This is a genomic window from Hydrogenophaga sp. UC242_53, from assembly GCF_042696965.1.
Lineage (GTDB): Bacteria > Pseudomonadota > Gammaproteobacteria > Burkholderiales > Burkholderiaceae_C > Hydrogenophaga.
The window spans coordinates 2,712,610-2,727,897 of record NZ_CP170552.1; the positions used below are offsets into that span (position 1 = coordinate 2,712,610).

At 66.2% G+C, this 15,288-nt stretch carries 11 protein-coding genes and 2 pseudogenes; 8 read left to right on the plus strand and 5 right to left on the minus strand.

The window, feature by feature from the left end; all coding sequences use genetic code 11:
* Window positions 1-162 precede the first annotated feature (162 nt).
* The 4 genes from ACFJI0_RS13595 to ACFJI0_RS13610 all read left to right on the plus strand — a co-directional run bounded on the left by ACFJI0_RS13595 (window position 163) and on the right by ACFJI0_RS13610 (window position 3,415).
* Entirely contained in the window at window positions 163-984 is an 822-nt protein-coding gene (locus ACFJI0_RS13595; RefSeq protein ID WP_291111404.1) for a pyruvate, water dikinase regulatory protein, read from the plus strand.
* 119 nt (window positions 985-1,103) lie between these two features.
* Window positions 1,104-1,298, plus strand: a complete 195-nt coding sequence (locus ACFJI0_RS13600) for a hypothetical protein (protein WP_382320410.1) — start codon at window positions 1,104-1,106, stop codon at window positions 1,296-1,298.
* Between the two features lie 105 nt (window positions 1,299-1,403).
* Complete coding sequence (locus tag ACFJI0_RS13605) at window positions 1,404-1,712, plus strand: DUF485 domain-containing protein (protein WP_382320412.1); 309 nt, start codon at window positions 1,404-1,406, stop codon at window positions 1,710-1,712.
* Window positions 1,709-3,415, plus strand: a complete 1,707-nt coding sequence (locus ACFJI0_RS13610) for a cation acetate symporter (RefSeq protein WP_382320414.1) — start codon at window positions 1,709-1,711, stop codon at window positions 3,413-3,415. Before ACFJI0_RS13605 ends, ACFJI0_RS13610 begins: the two co-directional genes overlap by 4 nt.
* Before the next feature lie 48 nt (window positions 3,416-3,463).
* Here the strand turns inward: ACFJI0_RS13610 and ahpF are convergent, their stop codons facing one another.
* On the minus strand, window positions 3,464-5,053 hold the full coding sequence (ahpF, locus tag ACFJI0_RS13615; RefSeq protein WP_382320416.1) for an alkyl hydroperoxide reductase subunit F: 1,590 nt from the start codon (window positions 5,051-5,053) through the stop codon (window positions 3,464-3,466).
* Between the two features lie 150 nt (window positions 5,054-5,203).
* Window positions 5,204-5,767, minus strand: coding sequence for an alkyl hydroperoxide reductase subunit C (gene ahpC, locus ACFJI0_RS13620; protein ID WP_291111412.1), 564 nt, complete (start codon window positions 5,765-5,767; stop codon window positions 5,204-5,206).
* 434 nt (window positions 5,768-6,201) lie between these two features.
* On the opposite strand from ahpC, the pseudogene ACFJI0_RS13625 reads away from it, so the two are divergent.
* The 4 genes and pseudogenes from ACFJI0_RS13625 to ACFJI0_RS13640 form a co-directional block, all read left to right on the plus strand.
* A pseudogene (locus ACFJI0_RS13625) lies at window positions 6,202-7,797 on the plus strand (TonB-dependent receptor domain-containing protein); the annotation flags it as partial.
* Window positions 7,798-7,861: 64 nt separating this feature from the next.
* Window positions 7,862-8,605 (plus strand): TonB-dependent receptor domain-containing protein, encoded by a 744-nt coding sequence (locus ACFJI0_RS13630; RefSeq protein WP_382325642.1) that lies wholly within the window; start codon window positions 7,862-7,864, stop codon window positions 8,603-8,605.
* 254 nt (window positions 8,606-8,859) lie between these two features.
* Window positions 8,860-11,085 (plus strand): catecholate siderophore receptor Fiu, encoded by a 2,226-nt coding sequence (locus ACFJI0_RS13635; protein WP_382320419.1) that lies wholly within the window; start codon window positions 8,860-8,862, stop codon window positions 11,083-11,085.
* A 79-nt stretch (window positions 11,086-11,164) separates the two neighbouring features.
* Entirely contained in the window at window positions 11,165-11,845 is a 681-nt protein-coding gene (locus ACFJI0_RS13640) for a Fe2+-dependent dioxygenase (RefSeq protein ID WP_382320421.1), read from the plus strand.
* A 28-nt stretch (window positions 11,846-11,873) separates the two neighbouring features.
* Here ACFJI0_RS13640 and ACFJI0_RS13645 read toward each other — a convergent pair whose 3' ends face one another.
* From ACFJI0_RS13645 to ACFJI0_RS13655, 3 genes and pseudogenes are all read right to left on the minus strand, one after another.
* Window positions 11,874-13,217: a sulfite reductase subunit alpha gene (locus ACFJI0_RS13645; RefSeq protein ID WP_382325644.1), complete on the minus strand. Its 1,344-nt coding sequence runs from the start codon at window positions 13,215-13,217 to the stop codon at window positions 11,874-11,876.
* 33 nt (window positions 13,218-13,250) lie between these two features.
* A pseudogene (locus ACFJI0_RS13650) lies at window positions 13,251-14,329 on the minus strand (FAD:protein FMN transferase).
* A gap of 19 nt (window positions 14,330-14,348) precedes the next feature.
* Window positions 14,349-15,287, minus strand: a complete 939-nt coding sequence (locus ACFJI0_RS13655; protein WP_382320424.1) for a DUF4198 domain-containing protein — start codon at window positions 15,285-15,287, stop codon at window positions 14,349-14,351.
* Window position 15,288 lies beyond the last annotated feature (1 nt).

Genomic DNA, 15,288 nt, shown 5'->3' on the forward strand with positions numbered 1-15,288 from the left:
AAAGCTCCTAAGGTTGAAAAACCGGGGTTCCAAGCGCCAGCGGGGCGACCTGTTGTTCTGTTGTGGGTCCGACGCCGGGCAGGGAAGCAGATACGGGGGCGCCTGCGGCAGGATAATGGCTGGCGCAGACACAACACCCAGCATTGTAAGGACGCGGCCCACATGCCCAATCGAACGGTCTTCTTCATCTCGGACGGCACCGGCATCACGGCCGAAACCTTCGGCAACGCCATCCTGAACCAGTTCGAGGCCACCATGCGCCGGGTCCGGCTGCCTTTCCTGGACAGCGTGGACAAGGCGCACCAGGCGGTGCGCCAGATCAACCACGTCGCCGACGTCGAAGGCAAGCGACCGCTGGTGTTCACGACGGTGGTCGACATGGACGTGCTGTCGGTGTTCCGAACCCAGTGCAAGGGCGTGCTGCTGGACATGTTCGGCACCTTCGTCGCCCCCCTGGAGCACGAGCTCGGCATCAAGTCCAATCACCGCGTGGGCCGTTTCTCGGACGCCTCCAAGAGCCAGGCCTACCACGACCGCATTGAGGCCATCAATTTTTCGCTGGCCCACGACGACGGCCAGAGCCACAAGGACCTGGAGGGCTCGGACGTGATCCTGGTCGGCGTGAGCCGCAGCGGCAAGACCCCGACCTCGCTCTACCTGGCGATGCAGTACGGCCTGAAGGCGTCGAACTACCCGCTGATCCCGGAAGACTTCGAGCGCCGCCAGCTGCCCCCGGCCCTGGTGCCGCACCGCAAGAAGATCTTCGGTCTGACGATCGCGCCCGAGCGGCTGAGCGAGATCCGCAACGAGCGCCGGCCCAACTCGCGCTACGCGCAACTCGACAACTGCCGCATGGAAGTGGCCGAGGCCGAGGCCATGATGCGCCGCGAAGGCATCCGCTGGCTCTCGACCACCACGAAGTCGATCGAGGAAATCGCCACCACGATCCTGCAGGAGATCCGGCCCGAGCGCCTGGAGTACTGAGGGCCCGGCTCGGGCGCTGTCAGAAAGACGTCAGCCAGTGCCCGAAAAATGGGCTGGCGGGCCCTGCCCGTTCCCGCCCTCCCCTGCCCTCGCGGCAGACGCCAACCAGTACACGAGACATGATCAAGATCTTCATCGCCTTCGCCATCTTCGCCGCCGTCGCCCTCTTTGCACTCATGAAGGGTGGCGACATCGACATGGGTGGCGAGAAGCACGGCATGGATGCGCCGCACACCGAACAGGCCGCTCCTGCTGCACCGGCAGCGGCACCTGCCACCCCCGCCGCACCCGCGCCGGCCGAACAGCCGAAGTAAGCCAGGAACAAGGCGCGGGTCAGCCCCGCGTCAGCCCGGGGTCAGTGCTCCGTAAGTGCCAGGTCCTACGCTCCATGTCACCCGAAATCAACCCGAGAGACATGCATGGACGAGAGTCTGGTTCAACAGATCGCGAGCAACCCCGCTTACCTTCAACTCAAGGCCAAACGATCGCGCTACGGCTGGTGGCTGACGCTGGCGATGATGGTCGTGTACTACGGCTTCATCCTGCTGGTGGCCTTTGACAAGGCCTTGCTGTCGCGGCTCACGGGCGATGGCGTCATGACCGTCGGCATCCCGCTGGGCTTTGGCGTCATCGTCTTCACGATCGTCATCACGGCGGTCTACGTCAAGCGAGCCAACACCGAGTTCGACGAACTCTCCGCGGCCGTGGCCAAGGCGGTGCGGAAATGAGGCGCGTGCTCACCCTGCTGGCCCTGGCCAGCGTGTCCGTCGCGGCCTGGGCCGCCGGCGCCGACCTCGGCCAGGCCGACAAACAGGCCACCAACTGGACCGCCATCGGCATGTTCGGCCTCTTCGTGCTGGGCACGCTGTACATCACCAAATGGGCGGCCGCCAAGACCCGCTCCGCGTCCGACTTCTACACCGCCGGCGGCGGCATCACGGGCTTCCAGAACGGTCTGGCCATCGCGGGCGACTACATGTCGGCGGCTTCGTTCCTCGGCATCTCCGCGGCGGTGATGGCCTCGGGCTTCGACGGCCTGATCTACTCCATCGGCTTCCTGGTGGGCTGGCCCGTCATCACCTTCCTGATGGCCGAACGTCTGCGCAACCTGGGCAAGTTCACCTTCGCCGACGTGGCCGCGTTCCGCTTCCAGCAGGCGCCCATCCGCATCTTCGCGGCCTCGGGCACGCTGGTGGTGGTCGCGTTCTACCTGATCGCGCAGATGGTGGGTGCGGGGCAGCTGATCAAGCTGTTGTTCGGCCTGGAGTACTGGATCGCCGTGGTGATCGTGGGCGCGCTGATGATGGTCTACGTGCTCTTCGGCGGCATGACCGCCACCACCTGGGTGCAGATCATCAAGGCCTGCCTGCTGCTCGGCGGTGCGTCCTTCATGGCCTTCATGGTGCTGCTGCACTTCGGCTTCAGCCCCGAAGCCATGTTCGCCGGTGCGGTGAAGATCAAGACCGAACTCGCGGTCCAGGACGGCAAGGTGGCCGAGGCGGCGGCCTCCATCGGGCAGTCCATCATGGGCCCGGGCAACTTCGTCAAGGACCCGATTTCGGCCATCAGCTTCGGCATGGCGCTGATGTTCGGCACCGCCGGCCTGCCCCACATCCTGATGCGTTTCTTCACCGTGCCCAGCGCCAAGGAAGCGCGCAAGTCCGTGATGTGGGCCACCGGCTGGATCGGCTACTTCTACCTGCTGACCTTCATCATCGGCTTCGGCGCCATCACCTTCGTGCTGACCAACCCGCAGTTCCTCGATGCCAAGGGCGGCCTGCTCGGCGGCAACAACATGGCCGCTGTGCACCTGGCCAGCGCCGTGGGCGGCAACGTGTTCCTGGGCTTCATCTCGGCCGTGGCCTTCGCCACCATCCTGGCCGTGGTGGCCGGCCTCACCCTCTCGGGCGCCTCGGCCGTGTCGCACGACCTCTATGCCACCGTGCTGAAAAAGGGCAAGGCCGATTCGGCCGCCGAGCTGCGGGTGTCCAAGATCACCACGCTCTGCCTGGGCGTTGTCGCGGTGGTGCTGGGCATTGCCTTTGAAAAGCAGAACATCGCCTTCATGGTCTCGCTGGCTTTCGCCATCGCGGCCTCGGCCAACTTCCCCGTGCTCTTCATGAGCGTGCTGTGGAAAGACTGCACCACCAAGGGCGCGGTCATCGGCGGTTTCCTGGGTCTGGTGTCCTCGGTGGCCCTCACCGTGGTCTCGCCCTCGGTGTGGGAAGCCACGCTGGGCAACCCCAAGGGTTCGGCGCTGTTCCCCTACACCTCGCCGGCGCTGTTCTCGATGGCGATCGGTTTCGTCGGCATCTGGCTGTTCTCGGTGCTGGACAAGAGCCAGCGCGCGCGGGTGGACCGCGCCGGTTTCCTGGCCCAGCAGGTGCGCTCGGAGACGGGCATCGGCGCTGCGGCGGCCGCCGCGCATTGAGGGGCAGAAGCCAGGCCGAGGCGCCGCCTCGGCTCTGGCTTCGTCGCATCAGGCCGCGACGGCCTCGGCCGGTGCCACCACCGGCTGGCGGATCAGGTGGTCGAAGGCGCTGAGCGCGGCCTTCGAACCCTCACCGGCGGCAATCACGATCTGCTTGTACGGCACCGTCGTGCAGTCACCCGCCGCGAACACGCCGGGCACGTTGGTGTGGCCCTTGGCGTCCACCACGATCTCGCCGAAGCGGCTCAGCTCCACCGTGCCCTTGAGGAACTCGGTGTTGGGCACCAGGCCGATCTGCACGAACACGCCTTCGAGCTCGACGTGCTTCACGTCGCCGCTCGCGCGGTCCTTGTAGCTCAGGCCATTCACCTTGCCGTCGGCGCCGGTGATCTCGGTCGTCTGCGCATTCACGTGGATGTCCACGTTGCGCAGGCTCTTGAGCTTGCTCACCAGCACGGCATCGGCTTTGAGCGCATCGGCGAACTCGATCAGCGTCACGTGCTGCACGATGCCGGCCAGGTCGATCGCGGCCTCGACACCCGAGTTGCCACCACCGATCACCGCCACGCGCTTGCCCTTGAACAGCGGACCGTCGCAGTGCGGGCAGTAAGCCACACCCTTGTTGCGGTACTCGGCCTCGCCGGGCACGTTGACATTGCGCCAGCGCGCGCCGGTGGACAGGATCACGCTGCGCGCGCTCAGCACCGCGCCATTTGCCATCTGCACCTGCACCAGGCCGTTGGGCTCGCTCGCCGGGATCAGCTTGTCGGCGCGCTGCAGGTTCATGATGTCCACGTCGTAGTGGCGCACCTGCGCTTCGAGCGCGGCGGCGAACTTCGGGCCGTCGGTTTCGAGCACGCTGATGTAGTTCTCGATCGCCATCGTGTCATTGACCTGGCCGCCGAAACGCTCGGCCGCCACGCCCACGCGGATGCCCTTGCGGGCGGCGTACACCGCCGCCGCGGCACCAGCCGGGCCGCCGCCGACGATCAGCACGTCGAACGGGTCCTTGGCGTTGAGCTTCGCGGCTTCGCGCGCATCGGCGTTCACGTCCAGCTTGCCGACGATCTCTTCCACCGTCATGCGACCCGAACCGAACACCTGGCCGTTGAGGAACACGATGGGTACGGCCATGATCTCGCGCGCCGTCACCTCGTCCTGGAAGGCACCGCCTTCGATGACCGTGGTCTTGATCTTCGGGTTCCGGATCGCCATCAGGCTCAGTGCCTGCACCACGTCCGGGCAGTTGTGGCAGGTCAGGGACATGTAGACCTCGAAATTGAAGTCACCGTCCAGCGCCTGGATCTGTTCGAGCACGTCCTGCTCGACCTTGGGCGGGTGGCCGCCGGTCCACAGCAGGGCCAGCACCAGCGAGGTGAACTCGTGGCCCAGCGGCAGTCCGGCGAAGCGCAGCGAAGTGTCGCTGCCCGCGCGCTGCAGGGTGAACGAAGGCCGGCGCGCATCCTGGCCGTCGGTCTTCAGGGTGATCTTGTCGCTGCGCAGCGCCTGGATGGTCTGCAGCAGATCAAGCATTTCCCGGGAGCTCTCAGAGTCGCTCAAGGAGGCGACGATCTCGAAAGGTTGTGTCACGCGCTCGAGGTAAGCGCCGAGTTGAGCCTTGAGGGTGTCGTCCAACATGTTGTGTTTCCTTTATCTAAGCGACTTTGAGAACCGGCCTCCTCAGGGATTGAAAGGCGGCCAGGGGTCCACCCGGCGGGCCTTCTGGGCCCGCGGGTTCTTCGATGGGCAACCGGAGAGGCTGGGCCTCATCGCGGATGGAACGGAGGATCAGATCTTGCCGACCAGGTCCAGCGAAGGAGCGATGGTCTTGGCGCCTTCGTTCCACTTGGCCGGGCACACTTCGCCGGGGTGGGCGGCGGTGTACTGGGCGGCCTTGAGCTTGCGCAGCGTTTCCTTCACGTCACGGGCGATCTCGTTGGAGTGGATCTCGGCGGTCTTGATCGTGCCTTCGGGGTTGATGATGAAGGTGCCGCGCAGCGCCAGGCCTTCTTCAGGGATGTGCACGCCGAAAGCGTTGGTCAGCACGTGGGTCGGGTCGCCCACCAGCGGGAACTTGGCCTTGCCCACGGCGGGCGAGGTTTCGTGCCACACCTTGTGCGAGAAGTGCGTGTCGGTCGTGACGATGTAGACCTCGGCACCGGCCTTCTGGAATTCGGCGTAGTTCTCGGCCGCGTCTTCCACTTCGGTGGGGCAGTTGAAGGTGAAGGCAGCGGGCATGAAGATCAGCACCGACCACTTGCCCTTCAGCGTCTCGTCGCTGACGTCGATGAACTTGCCGTTCAGAAAGGCCGTGGTCTTGAAAGGCTGGACGGTGGTATTGATCAGGGACATGGTTTTCCTTGGGTTGGGGTTGAGAAAGAGGCGGCGATCAGAAAGGGTTTTCCGTATCGCCATGGGGTGAATGATAGCAAATAACTACCAATCTTCGGGATTGATAGTGTTTATCCACCCGATAGCTTTTCTTGTTGCTGTGCAGCAACTCGCCCGATGAGGGCCGTTCGTGTTTACCACATTCCGGCGACAGCAGCGTTTTGGCGAGATTTCAGAGGGCAAACCGCGTTCCCGCCGGAAGCTTTACGGCAGGCACCGAACGAGCTATCACAAAAAAATTATCAAAAACTTAACAAGAATGGTTTTCATTTGTAATAATAAGAAAAGTAGCCAGCCAGCCCCTCCCCAGCCCCCGTCCCTTGTGTGATGCGCGCGATACCGAGTGGATGCATGCCAGCCAACTCCATCAACGCATGCATACGTAAGGATTTTTGATGTCGAGAGCATCCACCCCGTCGGCTGGCCAGCGCGGCGTTTCGTCGGGCTACCGCTTCCCCTTGCAAGCCACCGCCGTGGCCTGCAGCCTGTACGCGCTGAGCCTGGGCGCGGCCCACGCCCAGCAAGCCGAGGGCTCGCTGTCCGAAGTCGTGGTGTCCGCTTCCGGCGTCGAACAGAAGATTGCCGATGCGCCCGCCAGCATTTCGGTGGTGACGCGCGAAGAGCTCGCGAAGCGCCCCTACACCACCCTGCTGGATGCCGTGCGCGACATCGAGGGCGTGGACGTGGGCGAGACCACGGACAAAACCGGTCAGGGCACCATCAGCATCCGGGGCATGGGCGCCGACTACACGCTGATCCTGATCGACGGCAAGCGCCAGAACAACAACGGCGACCTGTACCCCAACTCCTTCGGCGGCAACCAGTTCAACCACATCCCGCCGATCGAGACGATCGAGCGCATCGAAGTCATCCGCGGCCCCATGTCCACGCTGTACGGCGCGGACGCGCTGGGCGGCGTGATCAACATCATCACGCGCAAGATCCCCGACCAATGGACCGGCTCGGTCACGCAGTCCTTCACCGTGCAGGGCAACAGCGACTTCGGTGACGACAAGACCACCGACTTCAACCTCATGGGCCCGATCAAGCCCGGCGTGCTCGGCTTCCAGCTGCGCGGCAGCCTGTACGACCGGGACGCATCACGCCCCGAGTACGCGGACGTGGTGTATCCCAACGGCGCCGTGCGCCCGCGCGCCCTGGGCTTCGGCGGCGGCGGCAAGACAGTGGACAACAAGAACCAGAGCCTGGGCATGCGCCTGGCGCTCACGCCCAGCGCCCGCCACGAATTCCTGTTCGACGTCGACACGTCACGCCAGACATACAACAACCGCCCCGAAGCCGACGGCAGCTTCCCTCTGGGCACGGTGGACAGCATCGCCACGATCTGGCGCTCGAACAACGCCACGTTCGCAGCACCCCAGGTGGGCTACCTGCCTGAACAGAAGTTCACGCGCGACCAGTGGTCGCTGACGCACAAGGGCAAGTGGGACATCGGCAACAGCGAGATCTCGCTGTCCTACGTGGACACGGCCAACAAGGGCCGCACCTTGCCCTTCTCCCCCGAGGAGCGGGCGCGCCTGCAGGCCCTGTGGGCCGCGGTGCCCGGCGCCAACGCCACGGCCAAGCTCAACAACATGACGCCCGCGCAACGCGCCACGCTGGAGTCCTTCCTGCCGCGCCCCGCGCGCGTGATGGAGACCCGCCAGTACACGCTGGACGGCAAGCTCGACATCCCGCTGGGCAACCACCTCGTCGTGGTGGGCGGCCAGTACATCGACGGCGAAATGGAGGACGGCACCTTCGGCATGTTCGGCAACAACCCGCAGCCGGGCACCGTGCAGAAGCACGAGATGACCTCGGTGTTCGCCGAAGGCAACTGGCAGCTGCGCCCCGGCTTCACGCTCACCACGGGCCTGCGCCACGACAACCACAACATCTTCGGCGGACAGACCAGCCCGCGCGTGTACGGTGTCTGGGAGGCCAATCCTTCGTGGACCTTCAAGGGTGGCGTGAGCACGGGCTACAAGACGCCCAAGACCAGCCAGCTGTTCCCAGGCATCACCGGCTTCGGTGGCGCAGGGCACCTCGCCCTTCGTGGGCAATCCGGATCTGAAGCCCGAGACCAGCGTCAACGGCGAACTCGCGGCCTACTTCAACAGCACGAACGGCCACAGCTTCAACGCCACGGTGTTCCAGAACCGCTTCAAGGACAAGATCGACAGCGGCGGCCCGACCATCGCCAACTGCGAAGGCGCGGCGCCTGGCGTGCCCTGTGCCGACGTCGGACTGGGCTGGCGCGACCTGGGCTTCGCTTCCTTCAGCCAGACGCAGAACATCAGCCGCGCGGAACTCAAGGGCCTGGAGCTGGCCGGCCGCTACCGCCTCTCGCCGACGTGGATGGTGCGCGCCAACTACACCTACACCGACTCGGAACAGAAGACCGGTGCAGCCATCGGCCGCCCCCTGTCGGAAAGCGCCAAGCACATGGCCAACGCTGCCCTCTCGTGGTCGGCCACGCCTTCGCTGGAACTGTTCCTGAACCTGGAGGCGGTGTCCGACCGCTACCGCGGCTGGGACGCGCCGACCAACAGCGCGATGTACTACAAGGCCTACAACATGCTGCACCTCGGTGGCAGCTACCGCATCAGCAAGAACGTGACGCTCAACGCCCGCATCAACAACCTGCTGGACCACGACTTCACGAGCTACAGCACCAGCTTCACGAGCTGCACCAGCGGCAACACCTGCGTGGGGGGCCAGCAGCCGGTCTTCCGCGACGACTACAACGTCAAGGCCAAGGCTCGCAATTTCTGGATCAGCCTGAACGCGCGGTTCTGACGCGCTTTTCCTCAATCGCTGACCCGTTCAGCGACCCCGCGCCACGGCCTCAGGGCCCTGGCGCCTTTCGTCGTTCCTGACGCCAATTCACAACAAAATGGAAAAATTGTGAATAGGAATGATTTTTATTTGTGATAATCCCGGCCGAAGCCAGCCAAAGCCCCCGACGACCTGCCGTGCCCTTGCACCGAGCCGGTGCGATGTGGACGCCTGCCAGCCAACACACCATCGCACCGCACCGCAAGGACTCACCCATGGCCCATATCCGCAGCCGCAAGCACAGCAAACCCGTCCACCTCCTGGCCCTCCTGGCCGCCTCCGTTCCTGCCGCCGGCATGGCGCAGCAGACCACCACCCTGCCCACGGTGACCGTCAAGGAAGCCCCCGAGGTGCCGTACAAGGCCGACAAATCGGCCAACGAGAAGATGACGGCCCCGCTGGTGGACACGCCCAAGACCATCCAGATCATCAAGAAGGAAGTGCTGGAAGAGCAAGGCGCGGTCACGCTGATGGAAGCCCTGCGCAACACCCCCGGCATCACCCTGCAGATGGGTGAGAACGGCAACACCTCGGCCGGCGACACCTTCCAGCTGCGCGGCTTCTCGCTGCAGCAGAACACCTTCGTCGACGGCATCCGCGACCTCGGCGCCGTCACGCGCGACACCTTCAACCTGGAACAGGTGGAGATCGTCAAGGGCGCCGCCGGTGCAGAAACCGGCCGTGGCGCTGCGTCGGGCTTCATCAACCTGATCTCCAAGCAGGCCCATCTGGGTGACGAAAGCAGCGCCTCCGGCACGGTCGGCACCGCCAGCCGCAAGCGCGCCACCGTCGATCTGAACAAGCAACTGAGCGAAACCTCCGCCTTCCGCCTGAACGCCATGGTGCAGGACAGTGGCGTGGATGGCCGCGACTATGTGGAGAACAAGGGTTATGGCGTGGGCCTGTCCTACGTCACCGGCCTGGGCACGCCCACCCGCCTGCACCTCTTCAGCCAGCACCTGCGCCAGAAGAACGTGCCGGACGGCGGCATTCCCGCCATCGGCTACGAAGGATTCACCTCGCCGCTGGGCGCCAAGGTGCGCCGCGAGAACTTCTATGGCAGCCCCAACGACCAGGAAAAGGTCGATGCCGACATGATCACGGCCAAGATCGAGCACGACCTGGGCCAAGGCACGACGATCCGCAACATCACGCGTTTCGGCAAGACCCACATGGACCGCACGCTGACCGGCATCATTGGCATCACCGCCACGAACACCGCCGCCACCGCTGTGAACCCGGCCGTGGTGGCCGCCAACCCGGCCACCTGGCTGGTGGCCCGCTCACGCCAGCGCGTCGATCAGGAAAACACCATCCTCGCCAACCAGACCAGCGTGAACACCGAGTTCAAGGCGGGCGGCATGGAGCACTCCCTGGCAGCCGGTGTCGAGTTGCTGTATGAAAAGCAGAACTCCTTCGACCATGGCACCGCCGTGGGCACGACGCCATCAGCCAACCTGTACAACCCGAACCCGTTCCAGACCATGGCCAACTTCGGCGGGCGCACGGGAGGCGAAACGGGCGGCACCACCAACACCATCAGCGCCTATGCGTTTGACAACGCCAAGCTCAACGAGCGTTGGTCGATCAACGGTGGTCTGCGTGTGGACGTCTACAAGCTGAGCACCGACAACGTCACCTCAGGGGGCGTTCGCACCTTGTTGGACGATTCGCGCAGCCTCGTGAGCTGGAGCGTCGGCAGCGTCTACAAGCCGGCGGAAAACGGCAGCGTCTACGCCTCGTACGCCACCTCGGCCACCCCGCCCGGTACCAGCAACTTCCAGTTGAGCAACGCCGCAGGCAACCAGGCCAATTCGACGCTGGATCCGCAAAAGACCGACACGATCGAACTGGGCACGAAGTGGGAACTGCTGAACAAGCGCATGAACGTGGCCGCGGCCGTGTTCCGCACCGAGAACGATGGTCAGACGTCGCAAGACCCCATCACCGGCCAGGTGTTCCAGTACGGCAAGACGCGTGTGCAAGGTCTTGAGCTGTCGGCCGTGGGCCAGATCACCAACTTCTGGCAGATCACGGCCGGCCTGGCCAAGACCAGCACGAAGGCGCTCAGTCAGCGCTCGCGCAACGCCACCACCGGCGTGGTCACGGTCACCGACGGCGTGCGCTGGTCGCCCGACCTGACCGCCACCGTGTGGAGCTCGTACCAACTGGACAAGCTGACGCTGGGCCTGGGTGCTCGCTACACCTCCGAGCAAAAGCGCGTCGTCACCGTGGGCGGCACGGGCAACGTGCCCAACATCCCCTCGTCCTGGGTCGCCGACGCGATGGTCGCCTACCAACTCACCGACAAGGTCAGCCTGCGCCTGAACGTCTACAACCTGTTCGACAAGGAATACCTGATGGCCCTGAACAACGGTGGTGGCCGACTGGCGCTGGGCCTGCCCCGCTCCGCTGCGCTGACCGCCAACGTCAAGTTCTGATCCCGACCACCCGTCAGAACGCTACCATCGAAAAGGCCCGCCCCATGGCGGGCCTTTTCCCGTTTCAGGAACCCTGTCCATGCTGTTGCACATTCCCCAGGTCCTCACACCAGCCGAAGTGGCCGAGATCCGCCAGGTGCTCGACACCCAGGGCTGGGTGGACGGTCTGCGCTCCACCGGTCCGCAGGCGGCCAACGTCAAGCGCAACCTGCAGCTCGACACCGCGTCCCCCGTGTTCGCGCCGCTCTCGCAGCGCATCGCGCAGGCGCTGCAACGCCATCCGCTGTTCGTCTCTGCCGTGCTGCCAGCCACCATGCTGCCGCCGATGTTCAACCGCTACCAAGGCGGTGGGCACTATGGCAACCACATCGACAACACGATCCAGACCGACCGCTTCAGCGGCCAGAAGGTGCGCACCGACGTGTCCACCACCGTGTTCCTCAGCGCGCCCGACGAGTACGAAGGCGGCGAGCTGATCGCCGAGGACAGCTTCGGCACGCACGAGATCAAGCTCGATGCGGGCGACGCGATCGTCTACCCGTCCACCAGCCTGCACCGCGTGGAGCCGGTGACCAGCGGCGTGCGCGTGGCCTCGTTCCTCTGGACGCAAAGCCTGGTGCGCGACGCGTGGCGGCGCTCGATGCTGTTCGATCTGGACATGACCATCCTCAAGCTGCGCAACCAGCTGGGCGACACCGCCGAGGTGGTGGCGCTGACCGGCCACTACCACAAGCTGTTGCAGCAGTGGGCAGAGACTTGATCCCCCCGCGCCGGATGCGCCACCCGGTTCAATACACGTCGCGGCGGTAGCGACCGTCGGCGGTGAGCTGCTGCAGCGCCTCTTCGCCCAGGATGGTCTGCAGCGTGCCGTTGACTTCGCCGGCCATGCCTTCAAGGCTGCCGCACACGTACAACGCAGCACCCTGCCCGACCCATTCCTTCACGTCCGCTGCGGCCTCGGCCAAGGCGTGTTGCACATAGCGCCGCTCGGTCTGGTCACGCGAGAACACCCAGTCCACACGGCGAAGCCAGCCATCGCGCTGCCAGGCGTCGATCTCGTCGCGGTAGTGCGCGTCGCACGCCGCGTTGCGTTCGCCGAACAACAACCACATGGGCACCTGCCCCTTCCCCGCCGCAATACGCGCCCGCATGTGCCCGCGCAAACCCGCCAGGCCCGTGCCGTTGCCAATCAGGATCAACGGACGCTGAGCGTTGTCACCAATGCGAAAACCGCCATGCGAGCGCACGCGCAGCGTGACGGTGTCGCCGGTCTGCGCAGCTTGCGTCAGCCAGCCCGAGGCCAGGCCGGGGCTGCCGTCGGCGCGGCGCGTTCGGCGCACCAGCAGGTGCACGGCGCCATCCTGCGGCACGGAAGCGATGGAGTAGTCGCGCGGTTCGCCCGGCGCGGTGGGCACCTCCACCTGCACCAGGTCGCCCGCCTGCCACTCGGGCAACGCCGCGCCGGCCTCAGCAGGCACCAGTTCCAGGTGATGCACCTCCTCGCCCGCGCTGCCGGGGTTGAGGTGCTGGCGCGCGCGCAGCCGCCAAGGCTGCAAGGCCGGTGCCTCCCAATCCGGCAGGTCGCTGGTGCCGGCCAGGTGCGCGAGGTGCTGGCGCCAGCGCTGCAGCGCGTCGGGATCGCTCTTGTCCACGTCGATGCGCTCGAACAGGGCCTGCGCGCCGCGGTCCATCAGCCACTGGTCCAGCTGGCGGCCGAAGCCGCAGAAGTGGGCGTAGGTCTTGTCGCCCAGCGCGAGCAGGCCCACGTGCAGGTGCGACAGCGTCACACCCGCGTTGGCCATCACCTGCCGGGCGAACAGCACGGCGCTGTCGGGCGGATCGCCCTCGCCGTAGGTGCTCGCGATGCAGAGCAGGCGATCGGCCTGCTGCAGGTCGGCCAGGCTGATCTGGCTCAGCGGCGCCAGGCGCACCGGCACGCCCGCCGTGTGCAAGGCCTGCGCGGTCTGCAAGGCCAGCTCTTCGGCCTGGCCGGTCTGGCTCGCGTACGCCACCCACCACACGGGCACACCGGGCGTGGCCGGCAGCAGCGCATCCACCCGGCGCTGCGCGGCGCGCTGCCGGTTGCGGTGCTGCCAGGCGATGGCGCCGCACAGCAGCGCGTAGCACAGCAGCGTGCGCCAGGGCGTAGAGCCATTTTTCGCTGGTCATCCGGCGAGTTCCTTCATCGCGGGTGTGAGGGTTTCGGTCAATCGGCCATCGGGCTCGCGCTGCACGAACAAGGCCGCGATGCCGTGCGCGGTGGCCAGGGCCAGGCCCTGCTCTCTTCCGAGCACGGTCAGCGCGGTGGACCAGGCATCGGCCCACAGGCATTCGGTGTGCAGCACGCTCACGGACGCCAGACCATTCGCCAGCGGCCGGCCGTTGCGCGGATCGATGGTGTGCGGCCAGCGCGCGCCATCGTGTGTGTACACGCGCCGGTAATCGCCCGAGGTGGCGACGCACAGCCCATGCAGGGCCACACGTGTGGTGGGCAGCGGTGCTTGTCCAGGCGCGGTGGGCGGCGATTCGAGGTCCACCCACCAGGGCTGCGCCGACCCAGCCGCAGGCCCTGGCCCCGCAGCTCGCCCCCCACCTCCACCAGGCTGTGGGGCAAGCCCATGCCGCTCAACCGCCGCGACACCCGGTCCACCGCATAGCCCTTGGCAATCGCCGAGAAGTCCAGCCGCACGCCACCGGGCTGGTGAAGCTGGCGGCTGGCCGCCTGCCATTGCAGGGCGCGCCAGTCGTTGAGCGCCAGGGCGTGCTGCACCGCGCCCTCCGTGGGAGGGGCGAAGCCAGGGTCGGTGTAGCGCGGGCTGGGGCCGAAGCCCCAGAGGTTCACCAGCGCGCCCGCAGCGGGGTTGAACGCACCGCTGGAAATCTCGGCCAGCCACAGGGCCGCCGCCAGCACCTCGGCCATGGCCTCGGGCACGGTGTGCCACGTGCCGGCCGGAGCGCGGTTGAAGCGCTCCAGGTCGGCGCTCTCCAGCCAGGTGCTCATCTGGGCCACGACCAGATTCAGCTCATCCTGCACGGCGACGCGCACCGGCTCGCTGGGCGAGGCACCGGCCGCCACCCACCGCACCTGCCAGGTCGTGCCCATGGTCTGGCCGTCCAGGCAGTGTGCCTGGGCACCCAGCATGGGCATCGAAGCATCCAGCTCCAGGGGCACCAGCACACGGTTCATGTTGCGTGGGTCAGAAAACCAAAAAACAACCCCAGCCATCTGCATGGTCTGGGGCATGCCGGCTTGCGCCGGGGCATCAACGGGGCAGGACTTCCAGCGTCAGGCTGTAGCCCGAGCGGCGGACCGGCTCGGCCAGCGTGCCTGCCGGGCCCGTGGGCGCGGGACGCGGTGCGTCGGCGACAGGGGCTGCGCCCGCGGCGGCAGGCGCAGCGGGGCCACCGGCGCCAGGACCGCCAGCGCCGCCGGGACCGCCCATGCCAGGCGCGCGCGGCGGCGCGATGTTCACCCAGTACATGCCGGCCGCCGGCCACTTGACCTTGATCTCGCCCTTGTCGTCGGTGGTGGTGCGGATTTCACCCAGCTCGCTGCGGTAGCGCAGGCCGGCCAGGATGACGGTGGCCGCGTAACCGGCCGCGGGCTTGCCGTTGTCGATGAAACGGAAGGTGGCGGTGTCGCCTTCCACCAGATCGTTCGGGTGCGTCACCGGCACCAGCTCGATGCCGCGGCCCGTGGGCTTGAGGGCTTCGGTGGTGGGCTTGCCGGAGGTCACGAAGGTCTCCACGCGGTTCTGCGACTGGCTCACGCGCAAGTCTTCCGCATTGGCAGGGATTTCCTTGGCCAGCGACTCGGCGGTGCCGCGCAGGCGCTTGCTCTCGGTACCCACCTTGAAGCTGGCGATGAGGGCGTCGTTCACCAGCGCGAGGCGGTAGGTGCCGGGCTTGTCGAGCTTCACGTCGAACATGCTGCGGTAGCGGCCCTTGGCCTGGTTCTCGGCCTGCACCGGCTGGCCATCGGGACCGATCACCACCAGGTTGTCCAGGCCGGCGGCGTTGTGCTCGTAATAGAAGATGTCGTTGGAGACGGCGGCATCGACCGACACCCAGGGCAACTGGCCCGAGTAGATGGTGCCCGAGGGCAGCAGCCAGGAGCGGTGCGCATGCACGGCGGCCGGCAGGGCCAGCACGGCCGCGGCGGCCAGGGTGAGAACGCGGGCGCGAACGGTGGTGGTTTTCATG

Excerpts from the sequence above, each read along its gene's own strand:
- ACFJI0_RS13595 (WP_291111404.1), top strand. The coding sequence starts at position 163 with ATGCCCAATCGAACGGTCTTCTTCATCTCGGACGGCACCGGCATCACG.
- ACFJI0_RS13600 (WP_382320410.1), top strand. The coding sequence starts at position 1,104 with ATGATCAAGATCTTCATCGCCTTCGCCATCTTCGCCGCCGTCGCCCTC.
- ACFJI0_RS13605 (WP_382320412.1), top strand. The coding sequence starts at position 1,404 with ATGGACGAGAGTCTGGTTCAACAGATCGCGAGCAACCCCGCTTACCTT.
- ACFJI0_RS13610 (WP_382320414.1), top strand. The coding sequence starts at position 1,709 with ATGAGGCGCGTGCTCACCCTGCTGGCCCTGGCCAGCGTGTCCGTCGCG.
- ahpF (WP_382320416.1), bottom strand. The coding sequence starts at position 5,053 with ATGTTGGACGACACCCTCAAGGCTCAACTCGGCGCTTACCTCGAGCGC.
- ahpC (WP_291111412.1), bottom strand. The coding sequence starts at position 5,767 with ATGTCCCTGATCAATACCACCGTCCAGCCTTTCAAGACCACGGCCTTT.
- ACFJI0_RS13635 (WP_382320419.1), top strand. The coding sequence starts at position 8,860 with ATGGCCCATATCCGCAGCCGCAAGCACAGCAAACCCGTCCACCTCCTG.
- ACFJI0_RS13640 (WP_382320421.1), top strand. The coding sequence starts at position 11,165 with ATGCTGTTGCACATTCCCCAGGTCCTCACACCAGCCGAAGTGGCCGAG.
- ACFJI0_RS13655 (WP_382320424.1), bottom strand. The coding sequence starts at position 15,287 with ATGAAAACCACCACCGTTCGCGCCCGCGTTCTCACCCTGGCCGCCGCG.